Here is an 18,180-nt window from a genome sequence, read left to right as displayed (position 1 = left end):
GTCTATTACGAGCCTGCGAGTACGGCGTCAATTCATCGTCAAGATTGTTTTTCCAGCCTCACAATGGTCAGGTTGCCGTTGACGTTCTCGATGCGAACCCTGACCTTGTCGCCCTCGTGGACTCGCTTGACCATCGCAGCATCCTTTGCCTTGAAGGCCATCGTCATTGGCGGCATGCCGACGTTCTCCAGCGCGCCGTGCTTCAGCGTAATCATGCCGGTCGTCGCGTCCACGTTCTTGATTTCCGCATCGGTCAACGCGGCGTTCGACGACGCCTTCGCGGCCGAAGATTTTGTGGACATATTCATGCCGGCCATGTCATCGCCAGCAAACGCGAGGGTGGCGACAACGGCTGCAAACGCCGCTGTCGCGACAATCAGTTTCTTCATTGAATTTCTCCAGTTTCGGTTGATGGCACTCTCGCGCCGGAAGGTACTTCACGACGAAAACGGGCCGCGCTGGCCTTTCGTGCTTGACGGCGCTGTGACAGGAACCAGGCGGCGGGAATCACGAACATCGACAGAAGGGGCGCGGTGACCATGCCGCCGACCATCGGCGCAGCGATGCGCTGCATGACTTCCGTCCCCGCGCCCTGTCCAACCATGATGGGCACGAGACCAGCCAGCACGACCGCAACCGTCATCGCTTTCGGCCGCACCCGCAGCACAGCGCCTTCGAGAATTGCGTCGAAAAGCAGCGCCTCTGTCAGAGGCTTACCGTTTTCCAGCCGACGATTAAGTGCCCCCTTGAGGTACAGCAGCATCACGACGCCAAATTCAGCAGCAACACCGGCGAGTGCGATGAAGCCCACAGATGTCGCGACCGACACGGCATGACCCAATATCCAGATGAACCAGAGGCCGCCCACCAGCGCGAAAGGCACCGTCGACATGAGCAACAACGCGTCAGCCGCGGAATTGAAGGTCAGGAAGAGCAGCACGAAGATGACGACCAGGGTCACGGGAATGACCGTCCGCAGTTTGGCCGCCGCGCGCTCCAGGTACTCGAACTGTCCGGACCACGCGATTGAGTACCCGGCGGGAAGAACGACCTTTTCCGCAACGGCACGCTGCATTGCTTTCACGGCTGACTGCAGGTCCGTGTTTCGGATGTCCACGTAAACGTAGCCCGAGAGACGCGCATTTTCGCTGCGAATCATCGGGGGACCGTCGGCAATTGCAATATGTGCGACATCGCCGAGCTGTATTTGCGCGCCCCTGTCGGTGATGACTGGCAACTGGCGAAGCCGCTCGAGCGAATCCCGGACTTCGCGTGGATAGCGGATATTGATGGGAAACCGCTCCCGACCAGCAATTACTTCGCCGACGTTGTCACCCCCTACCGCCGACGAGACGACCGACTGGATGTCGGCCACACTCAGCCCGTAACGGGCCGCCGCAAACCGGTCGATATTGACATCAATATAACGACCTCCGTTTAGCCGTTCGGCCAATGCGGACGTCACGCCAGGCACGTCCTTCAAGGCTGCCTCGACCTGCGTCGCAATCCGGTCTATCTGCGAGAGGTCCGCACCGGAAATCTTGACCCCGACGGGCGTCTTGATGCCCGTCGACAGCATGTCCAGGCGATTGCGGATGGGCGGCACCCAGACGTTCGACAAGCCAGGGACCTTGACTGTCGCGTCCAGTTCGTCGACGAGCTTCTCCGGCGTCATGCCCGGGCGCCACTGGTTGCGCGGTTTGAACTGAATTGTGGTCTCAAACATTTCGAGCGGTGCCGGGTCCGTGGCAGTGTCGGCGCGGCCCGACTTGCCGAACACGGTCGCCACCTCCGGCACGGTCTTGATGAGCCGGTCGGTCTGCTGCAGCAGTTCGGACGCTTTCTCGGCCGAAATGCCCGGAAGCGCCGTCGGCATGTACAGAAGGTCGCCCTCATCAAGCGGAGGCAGAAATTCCCCACCGAGATGCGAAACCGGGACTACCGTGGCAGCCAACGCAATCACGGCGAGCCCAATCACGAACCACGGGCGTCGAAGCGTTGCTTCGAGCAGGGGCCTATAGAGGCGAATGAGCACCCGGTTGATGGGATTGGCATTTTCGTGCGGGATGCGGCCACGTATGAGGTAGCCCATCAGGACGGGCACGAGCGTGACCGACAGTCCCGCAGCAGCCGCAATCGTGTAGGTCTTAGTGAATGCCAGCGGCGAGAACAGCTTACCTTCCTGCCCTTCCAGCGAGAAGACCGGAATGAACGACAGCGTGATGATGAGCAGCGAGAAGAAGAGCGCCGGCCCTACTTCAGCCGCAGACGTTGCGATGAGCTCCCAGCGTTGCGCGGCAGAAATCCGCACGCCAGGATACTCATGCTCGAATGCTTCCAGATGTTTGTGAGCATTCTCTATCATCACGATAGCGGCATCAATCATCGCGCCAATGGCAATCGCAATACCGCCGAGCGACATCAGGTTCGCATTGACACCCTGATAGTGCATCACGATGAACGCGGCGAGAACGCCGAGCGGTAACGACAGAATCGCAACGAACGCACTGCGCAAATGAAACAGGAAGGCCGCACAGACAATCCCGACGACGATGAACTCTTCAATGAGCTTGTCTTTAAGGTTGTCTACTGCGCGCTCGATGAGCTGGGAGCGGTCATAGGTGGTTACAACTTCCACGCCGGCGGGTAGAGAACGTTTAAGGTCGGCGAGCTTCGCTTTCACGGAGTCGATGGTCGTCAGTGCGTTCTTCCCCGAGCGCATAACGATGACCCCACCCGCGACTTCACCCTGCCCGTTGAGCTCCGCAATGCCGCGCCGCATCTCGGGTCCAATCTGGATACGCGCCACATCGCCGAGCAGTACCGGTGTACCCGCATCGTTTGTGCGCAGCACGACGTTGCGGAAGTCATCCAGGGAATGAAGATAGCCGGAAGAGCGGACCATGTATTCGGACTCCGCCATCTCGACCACCGAACCGCCCGATTCCTGGTTCGCCTTGGCCAGTGAATCGGCCACCATTGCCTGGGTGATGCCAAATGCGCGCAGTTTGTCCGGGTCGAGGACGACCTGATACTGGCGCACCATGCCGCCGATGCTGGCCACCTCCGACACATCGGGCACCGACTTCAACTCGAACTTCAGGAACCAGTCGTTCAGCGCCCGCAGTTGCCCAAGGTCGTGATGCCCGGTTCTATCGACCAGCGCGTACTCGTACACCCAGCCCACGCCGGTCGCGTCAGGACCGAGCGAGACCGTCGCTCCCGACGGCAAGCGGCTTTGCACCTGATTCAGGTATTCGAGCACGCGCGAGCGTGCCCAGTATTGGTCCGTCTTGTCATCGAAGAGCACGTACACGAACGCGTCGCCGAACGACGAATAGGCGCGAATGGTTTTTGCGCCCGGCACGCCAAGCAGTGTCGTGGTGAGCGGATAGGTGACCTGGTCCTCGATGACCTGCGGTGCCTTGCCCGGATACGATGCTTTGATGATGACCTGGGTGTCGGACAGGTCAGGCAGCGCGTCGAGCGGCGTTTCGCTTACCGAGTAGGCGCCCCATGACGTGACCAGCACGGTCGCAAGCAACACGAGGAATCGGTTGCGGATGGACCAGCGGATAAGACGCGCAATCATTTGGCGCCTCCGACCGGTTCGACCTTTGTCAGCTGGTAGCCGTCTCCAGACTGCCGAAAGACGAAGTGCTTGGTCTCGCCCGGCTTTACATCCGGAAACGCGTCTGGCGCGGGCTTACTGAATGACATAGTCATTGCGGGCCAGTTCAGGGCGGGAACGGGCTGGTGCGAAAAGGTGATGTCGCCTGCAGTTACTTTCTCGACCTTCCCGGTGGTCTCATACGTCTGAGTCGCCCCCGAAGATGAGGCTTCAGCCGAACCGGTCGCGGCCATGACGTCCGTTGCGCTCGATGCGCGGCGACCTTCGAGCCTCGGCAGAACCGATTTGAGGCTGGCTTCGGAATCGATGAGGAATTGGCCGGAAGCGACGACAGTCTCGCCCTCCTTCAGACCACTGACGACCGCAGTCTCGTTACCAATGTCGTTGCCGACGGTGACATTGACAGGTTGCAGGCGTCCGTCGCCGTTCTTCACGATGACGACGGAGCGTTTGCCGGTTGTGATAACGGCTTCTGAAGGCACTAGCAGCCGCGGCACTGCCTTCTGGCCGGCGACGTGCACTCGCATGAGCATGCCCGGCGTCAGCTTGAGCGCTGAATTGTCGAGTTCAAGGCGAGCCTGCAGTGTGCGGCTGGTCGTGCTGATGCCAGGCAGGATTTCCCGAATCTGGCCTTTGAAGCGCTGGGATGGGTCACCGCTAAACGTCGCGTCGACCGCCATGCCAGGTTGCACGGACAACGCGAGCGCCTCTGGGATTTCGACGACGAGCCACAGTTTCGAGAGCCCCGCGATTTTGGCGAGCGTCTGCCCAGGAGTGACCATCGCGCCTTCCCTGACGTTCAGTTCGCTCACGACGCCCGTTTCCGGCGATGACAGCACGACATGGGTCTGCGCCTTAGCGGTCCGGTCGAGGGCCGCGATGACGCCGTCCGGAATCGACAACGCCCGCATGCGCGCGCGGGACGCTTCCAGCATGTTGCTGTCCATTCCACTGCGCTTGAGCGCAAGGTACTCTTCCTGCGGTGCCAGCCAGTCCGGAACGAAGAGCGACGCAATCGGTGCGCCCTTTGCAATCCGCTGCATCGGGGCGCTGGCGTTTAGGTGGTCGATGTAACCCGTCACGCGTGATTGCACGACGTCTGCTCGCGACTCGTCGAACTGTGTGGTGCCGACGGCGTCGAACCCATCCGAAGTATCCTGCCGGCGCACGGTCGCGTAACGGATACCGAGGTTCTGCTGAAGGCCAGGATCGATGCTGACACCCGGCGCGCTACCATCTTCGTCCGCGTAGACGGGTACGAGTTGCATGTCCATGAAAGGCGACTTGCCCGGCTTGTCGAAATGTTGTGCCGGAACCATCGGGTCGTGCCAATAGAGGACTTTGCGACCCGCTCTCGCGTCGACCTTGTCTGCTGACGTTGACACCGGGGCGAGAGCGCCTGCTCCCCCCGAAGCCGGACGCTGGGTGCCTGCAACATAGCCGACGGCGAGTAGGGCCGCTGCCGCAAACACCGCCAAGGCTGCGCGTGCCAATTGTTTCTTTTGCATGCGTTTCTCCTTCACTGACCTGCGGTCATCGAAGCCGGGACGACCTGGTATTCAAGCTGTGCCCAGGTCTGTGACACGTCTCGCCGCAGGTCAAGCACCTGAAGTTCAGCCTCTAATTGCGCGCGTCGTGCTGCAAAGGTGTCGGCGAGTGAGCCGGTGCCTGCCTTATAGGCGGCAGCCGCCAGTTGTACGCGCTGGCCAGCAGCGGGAAGGAGAGAGTCGGAGAGATTGGCAATGCGCTCGCGACCGCTCTCGAGGGTGGCGGACTGCGTACGAATGTCGGCTTCGACCTGACGCTGCGCGTCCTCGTACATCAGGCGCGCCCTAGTGCCAAGCTCCGCCTTTTCCGCTGCATCCCGGTCCTGGCGATTTTTGCCATTGATGGCCAACGGGATGCTGACGCCAATCGACACCATGTTCGAATACGCTCCGCCGCGCTGTTGATACGCAACGCCCCACGTCCAGTTCGGGCTTCGGTTACTGTTCGCGACAGCCGTATCGGCATCGGCGAGCGCGATGTCGCGCGACGCAGCGACGAGCGCCGGCTGCACCTCACGCAGTTCCTCCGGAGGTAGCGTCGAGACGTAGGACAAGGGCGCAGGTGGCTCGCCTGTCACGTCGGACGCGGGCATTGCCGTCCATCGCGACAGCCCAATGAGTGCCGTCCGGAAGGTCTGGCGGGTCTTGAGCAACTGGTCCTGGGTCTGCGCGAGCATTACCTGCGCTTGCGTGACGTCAGCGGCAGTCGCCTTCGCCCCACGATATGAAGCCTTCGTCGCGGCGAGCTCATGACTCATATGGTCAACGAGTTCCTGCTGCAACGAGACGGTCTTCTTTGCGTAGGCCGCGTTCAGCCACGCAATGGCGGTCTGCTGACGCGTGTTCGCGAGCTGCGCCAAATAGCCCGCTCGCTCCCGGTCAACGACGTCGTTTGCTAGAGCGGATTGGAGTCGGCGCTTCTCGCCCGACACCCATTCCTGCTCGATGCCGACGCGACGCATGGTCATGAAATCCTGACCGACCGTGAATTTCTGCTGCCCGGTCACGGGCAAATTGTCGATGCCCGCCTTAAGCGTCGGGTCGGGCAACTGGCCGGCCCGGACGGCTGCCTCCGAGCTCGCGCGTACCGAGGCCTGCGCCGCACCCATGACGGCGGAATGGTCCGTCGCGGCCTGAAGTGCCGCATCAAGCGTAAAGGGTGTTTCCTGAGCGTAGGAGGCTACGCTCGTGAGAATAAGCGCGGCGAAAAGTGAACGCGCGCGCAGAGATGCACGCCGGCATGACGGCGTGCCAATGATTGAAGGCATGTTCTAGTCCCAACGGCGGACTCCGATAAGGAATCCACGTCCTGGATGCAGGACGACCTCGCCGCGGATGCGGCGAACCTGTCAGCGAGGGATTAGATGGAGCGAGGAGGTCGCCAGAGGCCGGCCAACTCACGGACGGCAAGCGACTGTGCGTAGTGAAATACGACCGGACTGGACAGCGCGCCGGGACGGATTATTTCAATACGTGGTACCGGATGATAAAGGCTACCAAGCTGGCACTGAGCAGTCGTCTTGCACGAGATGTCCTTGACCTTCTCGTGCTTGGACGGATTCGTCATCTCGCAACCGGGCATCTCTGACGACATCGCGCTGCTTTCGTCGGAACCCGCGCTCATCTGCATCGGACATTCTCCGGTCAAGCCGCTTGCTGCCAGCCCACTGATGGGCAGCACAGCGCAAAGCAGCAGAAGAAGCAGTGTCCGGAGGAATCTCATGGCCGAGATTATAGCGAACCTATTTTAGTCACGTTTTCGCCAGCTTGTCCCAACGCTTTCATGCAGCGCATGGAATTTCACACCGTCTTTCAACGCTTGGCCTTCCCACCACGGGAAGATGCATGCCGAAATGCTTCACCTTTGGCGTCCCACTGAACTATTTGTCTGAAGCCAGCTTGACCGCCAACCGGTTCCTTTCTTCAAGAAGACCGTCATACATCGAATACACTTGCTGCAGGTGTGCGAGAAGCGACTTGAACATTTCCTTTGCGTCAGCCTGCTTCGCGGCGTTCGCCTTCGTCTGCAATGCTTTCGTCTCAGACATCAGTCTCGCGATAAGCGCTTGATCGTCGTCGGCCTTCCGCTGTTGCTTCTGCGCGGTCTTGAGTTCCTTGATATTTTCCTTCAGGTCCGGGTAGCGGTTGTAAATCAGCGAATGCGATACGCCACACCGTGCCGCGACCGCGTGAATGCTGATACTCTCGCCGGCCTCACGCATCTCGCGTATCGCCGCAATAATCCGGGCTCGTGTGTCCATCATCGGGCGTCCACCGTAATCAATTGCTCTGAGGTGAGTTGGTCAATGATCTTGTTCGCCGCAAAGAGGTTGTCTTCCAGGGACTGCCGGAACGCCTGAAACTGGTCTTGCGCTTCGTGCGGCATGCCGTCAATCCGCCCGATTTTGGCCTCGCAACTTGCACTAATCGCTCTCCAATATGGGAGATGCTTCGGTGTCGCAAAGTAAGTGTCGCAGTATAGGCAGTGGGACGGATCGGCCGCATTCCTGATCTTGCATGACGGCCCCTTTGTGCAGTAGCCATGCGGCAAACCGCGGATCGACTCGCTGTGTCGCGTTGTGAAAGTGATAACATCTTTCATGCTTTTGAAATGCGGCTGCTGCTCCGTCCCAAACGCTTCGTCATTCATTCCATCGTTCAACGACATCAACATCCTCTTGAGACGTTCGCCACCACCGCCGGCAACACGACCGGTGACCGCCGACTGAACAATATCGTTGACTGACCGGCCATTGACCAATGCCTCAAAGTGCTCGATCACGCTCCTCAGTTCGTTGAGTGACTTGAATCCGCGTTCGGTATAAACGAAGGTCATCGCGCGATGTAGATGCTTAAACTGATATTTAATGTCGTCGAGATCGCCCAGTCTGTTCGCGATAATGAACCAGGCAAACGTATGCCGGAATTGGTGGGCAGTCAGATTGAACGGGTCTCCGACGCGATACGGTTTCCCGCGATTCCCGCTGTTGCCCGCCACCGAACGGTAATTGCATCCATCTCCTCCAGCTGAACCATGTCCGCAGCGGTAAGGGGAATCCGGTAATGTGAGAGCTTGAGCGCACGTATGCCGTCGGCGCCTTTTGTATAGCGAACGAAATTCGCCGTAAAGACCGTCAGGCGCAGACCGAATAGCCATCGATTGGCCAGCCCGTGCGCGAACGTGTTCACGTCGTCGTCGGTGAGGTGATCGCCGTAGTGTTGCTGGAGCAGTCGGGCGCGTTCATAATAGAGTTCGTTGACCTTGGACAGTAGCGTCACGCCGCGCCATGCAGACTCATTGGCGATCCAGTCGAGGCTGATTGCATTGTCGTCTGTCTTTGACAGTAGGCTCTTCAGATAGAAAACCGTCTCCCCTCCTTCGGTCCGCTTGCCTGCACAACCCGTTTGTAGCGCACCTGCTTCGCCATCCCGCATGCCCGTGAACGCAAGGACCAGCGCATACGTGTGCAACTGAAGGTCACGAAAGTAATCGTAAAGAAGAGTTTTCAGCCGCCTTGCTGCCCTTCGCGCCGTCGAATAGACGGCTGCCGCCGGATCGACGCATTTCGCTGCGACAATACCCCGATGTGTCTCGCGAAAAACAGCAGCGAATTCGTCGAACCTTGCTTCCGCCTGCTCGACATACCCGGTGGCTTCGGCAATCACACGCTTCATCACGCCCGTCGGGACGATCGCGTGCCGAAGCCGGTTTTGCGCTTCGTGCTGGTCGATTGCCGGCAGCGTTAATTTGTTCACGAGTTCTGCGAAGTCAGTTCTGTCAACTAGCGCATACATTGACAGGCACTTCAGCGCGTCGCGAGCCGACTTGTAGCCAGACGTGAAGACCTTGGCATTCATGCCTCCATCTTTTTCGCTGTCCATCAGAAACCCCAGCAGGATCGTACGCAACTTGAGCGACGGGAGCTGGTCGAGGGTCCGAAACGACTGCAATCCACGTTGGGCACAATAGCGAGAGAACCGTGCTAACGAACGAACGCGCTGCGTAACGGATAGCCATTTGTACGGCGTGCCGCCTTCCCGGGCGCCCGAGTGAAGCAGGAGGAGCATGAGGGCTTTAAGCTCATAATCGAATTGCACACTTCCAGTGGCCACCACCAGCCCCTTCTGGATTCCCCGCTGGCGAAAATCCTGCCCGCCGAACGTATAGATGGCCCGCGGCGCCCGCTGGTCACTATAGGCCCAGACGATCTTGTCACGAAGCGAATCAATTTCGCTGACCGACAGGTCGTTGATGGCGATCCGGCCATTTGCCGTTGAAATGACATCAATAATTTCCGGGAGATCGGTTTTCATACACATCGCCCTTTATCCACTGAGGCCCGTCGTCGCGTCCGTGATCGCAAAACCCCAGTCTGGGTGCATCCCCTTGCTCGACAGCAGCATCTGTCCTTTCTTCGTGACGCCAGGCACCATCGCGTCGAGCCTGGCGAGCATGTCCGCCACGCGATCCTTTAGCATAGCGATATTTACCCTCTGTTCCTCGGTATCGTCCCATTCGAGCGCAGACGATTCCATCGACCGCAGTACGTACTCGCGATAACTCAACAACCGCCAAACGTGATCAGGATCGGCAACAAGACGGAAAAACCTGCACCAGATGCAACTCAGAAAGTCTGCGCAAAAGTGCGCTGTCGTCCCTCTTTCCCCGAGCAGTCGCTTGTGTTCGAGCCCGTATCGCGCCGCCTCGTCATCGCGACCAGTCGACGCGCATTCGCCTGTCGGCGTATGCTGCAGCCGAATCTGCGGGTCCGTAACGATCACGATTCCCGCCTCGATCTCCTTCCCGCTAAAGTATTTGCCCATGGTGTCGACGGCTTTGCCCAACGTGTACCTGGACTGGTTCTCATCGATCCTGTAGTAGTTCGACTCGAACGTCGCGAAGTCATGTTTCGCCGCAGCCTCATAGTCACGCAGGTTCTTCTGCACCTGCCGGTACAGGTGATTGACGCCGCCCTTCCGGATTTTCGTGGAATCGAATGTCAAAGTGCATCCGCGTCTGGCCAGCATTTCGGTGACCGCCTTTGTCGCGGCCATGGACAGCCGCTGCACTTCACCCTTCCGCACAATGAGAAACACAAACGTACGGTGCGGATTGCCGTCGGGCAGAGAAGCCCGCAGATCCGCTGTCAGGTTGTCCCGGATATGCAGAAGGTCCGCGACCGCGCTGCGCATCGCGGATATATTTGTTGCGGGATCATCGAAAGTGTACGCATCCGATCGGTAGCCCGCCCGTGCTTTGCGGAGAACAACGGCAACCGCGCCCGGATTTAGCGGAGTCCCAGCACGAATAATGTCATCACATTCAATACCGAGAACAGGGGACAGATTCCATCCCGTCTTCAGCAGAATGCGCGCGAGATGAAGTGTGATTCTGTCTTCCCGCGAGCCGCCCTCGTCGTAGAGCATAGCCTCGATGTGGAATGCAAGTTCGCGGCATTGCTCGGCCGAATAGAAGTCGTCCGCATTGAGAAGCCTGAGATGCCTGTCCGTTCGACTGGTCGTAATCGGATACGCGTCGACGACAGTGAAGCCGTACCGCTCCAGAAACCACACGAGGCCTTTCCTGTAGGTGGAGGCGGTCTTTGTCGTCACTGTTCCTGCGCGAGCGGCATTCTGCAAAAGTAAAAAGATCGTCTTCTGAAGCCTGTGTCCCGGTAGATCAAAGGCCCGCATGCCGTGCTCCTGTAACTCGACACTGAATTCCTGTATGAGTCGCTCGCGAAACATCACGAGGACCGCCTTCAGTTGGGTATATTTGTGATACACCGTGCGCCAACCGAATGGTTCTTGTGGCAACGACGCAGCGAGGGCGGCAAGCAGTACCACGAGATCATCGTAAAGCGCGACAGAAACCATTCTGATCGGAGCGAAGTCGCAGAAGATGGGGCGGGACGAATAGTCGTTTACAAAAGCGAGCTGGTACGCCTGAAGTTCCTTCCTGTCGCGTCTGGCCGTCGGGAACAACGCATCCACAATCTCTTTGACTGGGGAAAACTGATCAGCGGTAATGCCATCAAGCCTGTGCGCTTTGGAAAGAAGCTCACAGTCATTTTCCGTGAAGGCGACCAGACCGCGCGAAATAACAGCAGCACCCGCACTACCCGGCAGCGCAGACAGTACAATGCGCAACCCGCGCTGCAGGCGCGTGAGCACGTCACGAACCGTTGCCGCCTTCCTGTATTTCAGCGGCTTGCTTCGTACGATCGCCGCAAATTTTTCAACATCGCGAAAGACTGGTTCGGACAGTGCGAAAAGCTCGGTGAGATCTGCGGTGTGCCCGAGCACATCAACGACTTTCCGTTTCCAGCGGATCGGGTCATGACGGGCAAGCAGATCAGTCATCGCCGCTGCCTGCTGCCACGTGCGAAGTTTCTCCGTCATCTCGTTCAGCTTCGGATATTTTGCAAACGCCTCAAATCCTTCGGCCACCAGCCACAACCTGGCACGGCTGCCTGCAATGAGTAAAGAAAGCAGGGAGTACGTTTCGTGCTTACGCAACATGCCGGATGACCGAGCCCGTCCCTCGGCGTCTATCGCGAGGATATAGCGCTTATACGTCAACAGGAATTCTGGAGATACCCGATACAGTTCCGAAATATCCGTGTGCCCTGCGCGAAGCTGAAGAAAGCTCGGAGGCTTCGCGCCCGGATCGTTCCTGTGCAGTGCAATGATCTTGTGCAAGGCGCCGACCACGTTTCGGTAATACGCCGCATTCCCGCCGGATCGATATGTCGCACCCACGAATTGCGCCCACGCGTCCTCATCCTCGATGGCGTCAACTCCACGCGTCAAAAACCGCTCGCGAAGCGCGCCGGGAAGGCGAGCCACGACCCTGCTTAGGGCGGGCAGGAGGTGCGAAAGACCCGTTCGCACCGTTGCAAGTGACCAACCCCATCGTTCAGGGTCTTCCCCGTATCGCCCCACGCCTGCGCGGATGTCAGCGGCCAGTTTCAGCGATATGTTTTCGGCATGCGTGAGACGAATTCCATCGCCTCTGGAATCAGGCCTGAGCGCCCTCATGCGTCGACCATTGAAGCGATCGCTTCGGACTCAAGCCCCGGCCGCAGATCCGCGAAAATCTGGCTCACCCAATCCTGCATCTGGCTTTCGAACGTTATAGATCTCGCGAAGTTGAGGTACTTTTGCGTCGTCGAGAAGTTCGCGTGACCCATCAGGCTCATTAGCTTGTACTGGATAAAGCCAAGCGGTAAGTGCTTCTCTAGCATAAACCTCGCAAGCGAGGTGGCGAAGGTGGCGCGTAAATCATGAAACGATCTGCCGAACCTGATGCCACCCTCGGCATATTTCCGCGCCACGCATGACGTGACATTCGTGAGCGATGCACTATTGATCGGCTTGCCGGAACGGTTCAGAAAAAGTGGACGACCAACGTCCGCCCCGTGCACAAGGTCCCATTTGGCAGCGCGTCGCATCCGCTCCGCCGAGTTCCTGTACTCCCACAGACCAAGCATCAGGAAATGCGGAAGCAATACCATCCTCTCCTTGTTGAACTTGCCAGTCACCCGAACCGGAAAGGCCGTAGTCGACGATAGCGACGGATTCACAACGGCGCTCTCGGAGAGCGCCGCCACTTCGGCCGCACGCAAACCGCATGCAAGCGCGAGTTCCGCCCAGAGCTTGCGGCTGTCAAGGCGCATATGGTCACTGTCAAAGAGCATTTTGAGTTCTTCTACCGTGTAGGGTGTTAGCCCCTCGTTCAACTCCGCCATCTTCGATTTGTATCTCTTTGGAATCGCGAGATCGGCGGTCTGGACCATTAGCGCCTTCTCGTCCTGAACCGCGCTGAACAGCAGGTCGAAGTCGCCATCTTTCCGCGGCTTCCTGACGGCTATACGTTTGTACGCAAAGGGAATGCGGTCGATACGCCGCATCTTGTGCGCCCACTCGTAGAACTGGCGAACGTGATTGACGTAAAGACTGGCTGTGTCTCGCGAAACCTTGCCTGCCTCGATTTCACCGATCAAGTGAACGCGGTATCGATATGGAGGCAGCCATGCCTTCGCACGGTCGCCATCTGCTGCTGCATAAACCTCGCGCCAATCCGTATCGGTGCGGTCGAGCCACGCGAGAAATCCCCGAAGAGAGTTGGCTATGCTCTTCAAGGTCTTGAGCGAAACACCGCCCTTCGGATTGCGATTGCGGGATGCTTTTGGACGTAGAAATTTGCCTCGGTAGCGATGCTCCATGAACAGGTTCATCTCGAGCGCATCCGGCAACCTCGATGCGCAATAGAGCAGTGGGAATCCCTCGACGACATGATCCCCGTGAAATCGCACCTGACGGACCGTGACATCGGCGCCACCGGTGTCGCGCGGTGCGAGGCTATCGAAATAGGGAAGATCTCCAAGGTTCATGCTTACAGGAACGACGAGGACACGTGAACCGATAGATTCGGTGTTGGATGGACTGCAGTGATTTCTTGTCATGACATTCGGTGCCAAAGATTCTTATAGTCTGAAGTCGTCCATCGCCAAGCGGACGAGACGGTAACACTCGCACCCAGATTCGACAAGTGGCGTTAGCAACTAAAACTCGTAGATGCGGTTACCCTGCGCAGCCCCAGCACCGTTATAACTTCGCGGGCACCGTCATCTGCCGCCCGACGTTCAAGCAGTGTTCGAAGCCTACCTCCCGGGCGTACCTTCCACTCGTCCGCGCACGCCCGGGTCCGTCTACCGTCACGCACGCCATTCTCAGGTGTGCGCACCAACGTGCCGCGTCCTATCGTGGAGACGACGAACTGGCTTGCCAACGACGGCGTCGTGACGTGAACCTGTACGGGCAACACCGACGCTTCGATCAACAACTGCAGCTCGTCCAACACTGAGTGCAAGAAGTTTGCGATTGTCGGATTCTCGATCGTCGTGTCCGCCGACTGAACATGGTGGGTGATCGTCGTGCCGCCGGCACGGCGAATTGCCTCAAGCATCAACACCAGAGTACACGTGCTGAAAGTTCGATGTATCGCTGCATGACGCCGATCGCAGCTTCCATCTTCGAAACAATTTCCCGTTCCATCTTTCTCGCTCCAAGATAATAGGAGCGACCCTTTCGGGATGCGCTCCCGAAAGGGTTAATGGTCTAAGTCAAATCAAAAGGTCGGCCGTCGCTCGTTGCGCCTCTTCCAGACCGTCGTGCGCTGCGGCAAACATGTCTACTTGCCGTGTTGCTCGATCCAGCCGAGGAAGCGTCTTCGCGTACCGGCTCACGCTCGTACCGTCGAAGCTGTCGGCACCGGCGGCCGCGCAGATGCGGATGCGCCGCGCCGAGTTCACACGACCGACGTGCAAGTAACAGTGACGCCGCCGCGCGAGGGACCCCCACACGTGCGCCGTCTGCTCTTTCCACTCAGTTGAACCGCCGATGAAGATGCCGACAGCGGGCGACAGAAGCGAAGCGAGGTCGTCGACCTGCATACCGTTCTGAACTGCGATCAGCATCCGGCACGGCATACCGCGAAGTCGCTCCAACCACTTCAACGAGTAGTCAAGCGAGGCCATCCCGCCCATGACGATGTCCGGAAGGACAAGCCAATCGGCCCGCTCGCCAAGCCGTTCGACAGCAACAGAAAACGCGTGCTCATCGAAGGGCAGGGCCTGCTGGTACGCGGTCCAAGCGCCGTTATCCAATGCGTAGCGATCGAAGCCCTCGGTACGCAACTCGCCCTTGGCCGAGACCAACAAGCGCCAGTCGGCCCCCTTGAGTGCGGCCAGGTTGCGGCGTGTGCCTGTGCGACTGGCGTAACCCACGAGCGGCTGCCGATGCATGGCGATCCGCTCCTCGATTTCCGGGTCATCGTCAGCAGATCCATCGACTCCGTAGTACTCGGCGTACGCCATGAAGGCTTGCGCGTAGCCGGTCTTCTGGCCGCTGGCGTATTGCTCCAGCCAGGGCGGCGTCATTGGCGCACCCCGTTTTGAGGCTGCACTCTGCCGCCGATGATCAGGAAGACCTTGGTATCAACGTTGCGGACCCACGGGCGAACTTCACCCGCGTGCGTCGCTGTGCCGACGATATAGCCAATCGCCGCTTCGAGGTTGGGAAACCGCTCGGGCGATGCGCCCAGCTTGGCTGCTTCGAACATGAAAACACTCCACACAATGAAAGGCGGGAGCGACCCGAGCGGGCCGCTTCCCCGCAAGGGTTGAGAAAAAAATTGGACAGCGATTTGTGCCACTTACTCGATCAGCTTGACGCTCTGCCACCAGCGACCGCCCGAGGGCAGCTCTCTGACAAACGAGAGTGCCTCCGCCTCATCGCGCGTAAGCTCGATCACCCCGCCCTTCAAAATGGCCATCTGGAGATAGACCACATTCGCGAGGGCAAGCGCGCCGTGCTGCTCGGCGATGGCGGTCAGCGTTTCGACGGCATCCAGCAGTTCGGCATGAAACTGCTTCGCGTCAGCGGCCAGACGAAGCGAAACGTCGGCATCGCCGATCGCGCCCAACACCGCATTGCATTGGGCTTGTGGGTCGTCGGGCTCGTACTGCTCGGGTTTGATCCAGCTTCGGATCACCATGTCATTGAGTACATCGTCGACGAAGTCGGTGCAGGAATAGGCCATGGAAGGCTCCAGTCAAGAAGGGAAAAGATTGCCGCTATCAGATGCGACGCAGACGGCCGGTATCGAACGCAGCCGCGCGACGCAAGTACGGCGGACGTTGCGGCTGCGACTGAGCATTAGCCGGTGCAGCTTGCTGCGCAGGCGGCCGGTGAGGCACCGCATTCGAATGAGACGGATTGCCGGCTGCCGCGAGCAGCAGCATCAAAAGGTTTGCCATAGGGTCTGTGCGCCGAGCGGCGCGAGTAAGGAGAGAAACAGGGAGCGCCCATGTGGGGCGACTCCCCACAAGGGTTGATAAGAAATCAGGCGGCAAGCGCCTGCACGTCGATGACTGCGTCGGCCTCTGCGACGAGCTCGGGCGTCTGCGAGATGAAGAACTCCCGCTGATACCCACCCTGGCGCAACACCTCCCGCTTCATTCGCATGAACTGCACTTTGCGCTCGGGGTCGAGCGGGCCGTCTGACTCGTCGCTGAACAACGTCTGATACGGCTGACCCGTGTTCTGCGCGAGATAGAGCGCGATGCCGCGCGTGAGGCACTCGTTAATCCAGACCTTCTGACCGCCGGACATGACGGAGACCGACTTGCTGCTGTCGGACTCGGCGTCGTGAACAAGGATCTCAAAGCCCTCGCGCAATTCACCGCTTGCGAGCGTGCGCTGCGTGCGGATCTCAACGGTGAAGCGCATGCCGTAGCACGCGAGCAATAGCTCGTTGACGGTGTGCGTCAGCGCCGGACCCGCGTCATCGATGGTCAACGCGATCGCGCCGTCGTTGCCCAAGCCCTTAGCCAGCAGCTTCCAATGAGCAATTTGATCGGAGAGGCGTTCGGCACGCGACTGCGTGGCCGAGAACTTCTCCAACTCCACAGCCAGGGCTTCCGCTTCGGCCTGCAACACGCTTTGTGATCGGATGGATTGCTCGATCCGACCATCCAGTGCAGCGACGGTCTCGCGGTTCCCTGCGATATCGCGATCCAGCTTCGCAATGGCGGCTGTCACATCGACGGCGGCCAGTCGCCCGACTTCCTCGGTAATGCGGGCAAGCTCCGCTGCCATACCCGTCTTCTCAGACTGGTACTTGGCGGTACGTGCGGCGCTTTCCTCGGCGATCGAACGCAACTCAGCTTGCGCCGCTTCAAGTCCGGATACGGCTGCATCCAGCAATGGCTTGGTGGCGGCAAGCTCTGCCGCCACCTGCAGGGCACGGCGCAACTGCGCCGCCGCATCGGTGATGGCCAGCATCTCGACGCGCTTCGCCGCCAACTCAGCCGGCACGAGCGCCAAGGCCTCAGCTTGGGCTTTCTTCTCGCGATACTCCGCGCGAAGATTCGCCACCGATACACGCTGCACTTCCGCTTGCTCTTTCGCTTGAAAGGCTTGCGCGAGCAGTGGACATTGCGCATGCATTGAATGACCGACACACGGCACTTGCTCCGCCACCGCAGCCTGCTTGTTCAAGGTGTCGAAGTGCGCGGCTTTCGTCGTGCCTTGGCTCATCAAGCTGGTAAGCGTCGCATCGAGCGTGGTCAACGTCGCGCGTTTGACCTCCAAATCGGCAATGTCGCGCTGCAGGGGAGCGAACCTCGCTTCCTCGCGCGCAATCGCCAACTCGGCCTCCTCGCGCTTGGCCGCCGCACCGAGGATCGCCTCGCGGCGAGCCAGCGTTGCTTGGTGCGTGGCCACGGTTCGACTCAGCACGGAAACGCGCTGCTGGCAACGAACCGCTGCTGCCTGCTCGTCGTCGGCCGCGCTCTTGAGGGCACGCCCCAACTCGTCGCGGCGCACGCCGAGCTCTCGCAGGCGCGCCTCGGTCGTGGCCGATTCGCTCTGCTTTGCCGCAAGGGTCGCTCGCTCTTGAGTAAGCTTGCTCGCATGCGCGATCACTGGCGACATGGTCGTGGATCACGGCATTTCGTTCTTCGGCCTGCTCGACGGCGGCATCATCTCGACGCAGGGTCTGCTGCACATCGGCGAAGGCGGACTCGTAAAGGGCTCCGCGCAGGGCGAGCACGTTCGAATTGACGGGCGCGTCGACGGCGATGTGCACGCTCGGGGCTCGCTGGAAATCAACGGCCAAGTCTCGGGTGACATCTTCTACTGCGGCACGATCCGCCTCGGTCCGCGTGCGTCGCTCAACGGCACGGTCAAGCGCGTCGCCAGAATGCTGACGATTGAGGCCGATTCGACGCCGGACGAAGGGCCTATCGCCGGTCCGCGTTTGGACGACGTGAAAGGCCAGGAACGCACGGAATCGAACGTGACGGATATCTCGCGCGCCATCGCCTGAGCCGCTGAATAAGTCCTATGATTTGCCGATAACGGGTCAAAGTCTCTAAAACCCCGATCATGATACCCATCGAACCGATCTTCGATTTCGTCACTAAGACATGGGAC

16 protein-coding genes are annotated in these 18,180 nt (G+C 59.5%); 1 reads left to right on the top strand and 15 read right to left on the bottom strand.

Annotated features, from left to right (window positions below; genetic code table 11):
• Positions 1-38: 38 nt before the first annotated feature.
• From LDZ21_RS28950 to LDZ21_RS28880, 15 genes are all read right to left on the bottom strand, one after another.
• Positions 39-389: a copper-binding protein gene (locus LDZ21_RS28950; RefSeq protein WP_244797917.1), complete on the bottom strand. Its 351-nt coding sequence runs from the start codon at positions 387-389 to the stop codon at positions 39-41.
• Entirely contained in the window at positions 386-3,592 is a 3,207-nt protein-coding gene (locus LDZ21_RS28945) for an efflux RND transporter permease subunit (protein ID WP_244797916.1), read from the bottom strand. Before LDZ21_RS28945 ends, LDZ21_RS28950 begins: the two co-directional genes overlap by 4 nt.
• On the bottom strand, positions 3,589-5,139 hold the full coding sequence (locus tag LDZ21_RS28940) for an efflux RND transporter periplasmic adaptor subunit (RefSeq protein ID WP_244797915.1): 1,551 nt from the start codon (positions 5,137-5,139) through the stop codon (positions 3,589-3,591). Before LDZ21_RS28940 ends, LDZ21_RS28945 begins: the two co-directional genes overlap by 4 nt.
• 11 nt (positions 5,140-5,150) lie before the next feature.
• Complete coding sequence (locus tag LDZ21_RS28935) at positions 5,151-6,446, bottom strand: TolC family protein (RefSeq protein WP_244797914.1); 1,296 nt, start codon at positions 6,444-6,446, stop codon at positions 5,151-5,153.
• A gap of 92 nt (positions 6,447-6,538) precedes the next feature.
• On the bottom strand, positions 6,539-6,901 hold the full coding sequence (locus LDZ21_RS28930; RefSeq protein ID WP_244797913.1) for a hypothetical protein: 363 nt from the start codon (positions 6,899-6,901) through the stop codon (positions 6,539-6,541).
• 157 nt (positions 6,902-7,058) lie between these two features.
• A complete protein-coding gene (locus LDZ21_RS28925; protein ID WP_244797912.1) occupies positions 7,059-7,442 on the bottom strand; it encodes a DUF6262 family protein in 384 nt (127 codons plus the stop codon).
• Positions 7,439-8,176 carry a hypothetical protein gene (locus LDZ21_RS28920; protein WP_244797911.1) on the bottom strand — a complete coding sequence of 246 codons (738 nt, stop codon included), beginning with the start codon at positions 8,174-8,176 and terminating at the stop codon, positions 7,439-7,441. Before LDZ21_RS28920 ends, LDZ21_RS28925 begins: the two co-directional genes overlap by 4 nt.
• Entirely contained in the window at positions 8,116-9,492 is a 1,377-nt protein-coding gene (locus tag LDZ21_RS28915) for a hypothetical protein (RefSeq protein WP_244797910.1), read from the bottom strand. Before LDZ21_RS28915 ends, LDZ21_RS28920 begins: the two co-directional genes overlap by 61 nt.
• 12 nt (positions 9,493-9,504) lie before the next feature.
• Complete coding sequence (locus LDZ21_RS28910) at positions 9,505-12,027, bottom strand: hypothetical protein (RefSeq protein ID WP_244797909.1); 2,523 nt, start codon at positions 12,025-12,027, stop codon at positions 9,505-9,507.
• 188 nt (positions 12,028-12,215) lie between these two features.
• Complete coding sequence (locus LDZ21_RS28905) at positions 12,216-13,646, bottom strand: tyrosine-type recombinase/integrase (RefSeq protein WP_244797908.1); 1,431 nt, start codon at positions 13,644-13,646, stop codon at positions 12,216-12,218.
• Positions 13,647-14,306: 660 nt separating this feature from the next.
• Positions 14,307-15,122, bottom strand: coding sequence for a hypothetical protein (locus tag LDZ21_RS28900; RefSeq protein ID WP_244797907.1), 816 nt, complete (start codon positions 15,120-15,122; stop codon positions 14,307-14,309).
• Positions 15,119-15,304, bottom strand: a complete 186-nt coding sequence (locus tag LDZ21_RS28895; RefSeq protein WP_244797906.1) for a hypothetical protein — start codon at positions 15,302-15,304, stop codon at positions 15,119-15,121. Before LDZ21_RS28895 ends, LDZ21_RS28900 begins: the two co-directional genes overlap by 4 nt.
• Positions 15,305-15,397: 93 nt before the next feature.
• Positions 15,398-15,784, bottom strand: coding sequence for a hypothetical protein (locus LDZ21_RS28890; RefSeq protein WP_244797905.1), 387 nt, complete (start codon positions 15,782-15,784; stop codon positions 15,398-15,400).
• A gap of 37 nt (positions 15,785-15,821) precedes the next feature.
• Positions 15,822-16,001, bottom strand: coding sequence for a hypothetical protein (locus LDZ21_RS28885; RefSeq protein WP_239294759.1), 180 nt, complete (start codon positions 15,999-16,001; stop codon positions 15,822-15,824).
• Between the two features lie 85 nt (positions 16,002-16,086).
• On the bottom strand, positions 16,087-17,679 hold the full coding sequence (locus LDZ21_RS28880; RefSeq protein WP_244797904.1) for a coiled-coil domain-containing protein: 1,593 nt from the start codon (positions 17,677-17,679) through the stop codon (positions 16,087-16,089).
• Here LDZ21_RS28880 and LDZ21_RS28875 point away from each other — a divergent pair.
• Positions 17,678-18,073 (top strand): bactofilin family protein, encoded by a 396-nt coding sequence (locus LDZ21_RS28875; RefSeq protein WP_244797903.1) that lies wholly within the window; start codon positions 17,678-17,680, stop codon positions 18,071-18,073. The genes LDZ21_RS28880 and LDZ21_RS28875 overlap by 2 nt on opposite strands.
• The last annotated feature ends 107 nt before the right edge of the window (positions 18,074-18,180 follow it).

Origin of the sequence: Caballeronia grimmiae (genome assembly GCF_022879615.1) — a bacterium.
Lineage (GTDB): Bacteria > Pseudomonadota > Gammaproteobacteria > Burkholderiales > Burkholderiaceae > Caballeronia > Caballeronia grimmiae.
Note: the sequence above shows the minus strand (reverse complement) of the source record. Positions and strands in the feature narration are given on the sequence as shown.

What these genes read in the sequence shown, in the direction of transcription:
- LDZ21_RS28875 (WP_244797903.1), top strand. Translation starts at nt 17,678, where the DNA reads ATGGTCGTGGATCACGGCATTTCGTTCTTCGGCCTGCTCGACGGCGGC.
- LDZ21_RS28890 (WP_244797905.1), bottom strand. Translation starts at nt 15,784, where the DNA reads ATGGCCTATTCCTGCACCGACTTCGTCGACGATGTACTCAATGACATG.
- LDZ21_RS28935 (WP_244797914.1), bottom strand. Translation starts at nt 6,446, where the DNA reads ATGCCTTCAATCATTGGCACGCCGTCATGCCGGCGTGCATCTCTGCGC.
- LDZ21_RS28895 (WP_244797906.1), bottom strand. Translation starts at nt 15,304, where the DNA reads ATGTTCGAAGCAGCCAAGCTGGGCGCATCGCCCGAGCGGTTTCCCAAC.
- LDZ21_RS28940 (WP_244797915.1), bottom strand. Translation starts at nt 5,139, where the DNA reads ATGCAAAAGAAACAATTGGCACGCGCAGCCTTGGCGGTGTTTGCGGCA.
- LDZ21_RS28880 (WP_244797904.1), bottom strand. Translation starts at nt 17,679, where the DNA reads ATGTCGCCAGTGATCGCGCATGCGAGCAAGCTTACTCAAGAGCGAGCG.
- LDZ21_RS28925 (WP_244797912.1), bottom strand. Translation starts at nt 7,442, where the DNA reads ATGATGGACACACGAGCCCGGATTATTGCGGCGATACGCGAGATGCGT.
- LDZ21_RS28900 (WP_244797907.1), bottom strand. Translation starts at nt 15,122, where the DNA reads ATGACGCCGCCCTGGCTGGAGCAATACGCCAGCGGCCAGAAGACCGGC.
- LDZ21_RS28915 (WP_244797910.1), bottom strand. Translation starts at nt 9,492, where the DNA reads ATGAAAACCGATCTCCCGGAAATTATTGATGTCATTTCAACGGCAAAT.
- LDZ21_RS28950 (WP_244797917.1), bottom strand. Translation starts at nt 389, where the DNA reads ATGAAGAAACTGATTGTCGCGACAGCGGCGTTTGCAGCCGTTGTCGCC.
- LDZ21_RS28905 (WP_244797908.1), bottom strand. Translation starts at nt 13,646, where the DNA reads ATGACAAGAAATCACTGCAGTCCATCCAACACCGAATCTATCGGTTCA.
- LDZ21_RS28930 (WP_244797913.1), bottom strand. Translation starts at nt 6,901, where the DNA reads ATGAGATTCCTCCGGACACTGCTTCTTCTGCTGCTTTGCGCTGTGCTG.
- LDZ21_RS28945 (WP_244797916.1), bottom strand. Translation starts at nt 3,592, where the DNA reads ATGATTGCGCGTCTTATCCGCTGGTCCATCCGCAACCGATTCCTCGTG.
- LDZ21_RS28885 (WP_239294759.1), bottom strand. Translation starts at nt 16,001, where the DNA reads ATGGCAAACCTTTTGATGCTGCTGCTCGCGGCAGCCGGCAATCCGTCT.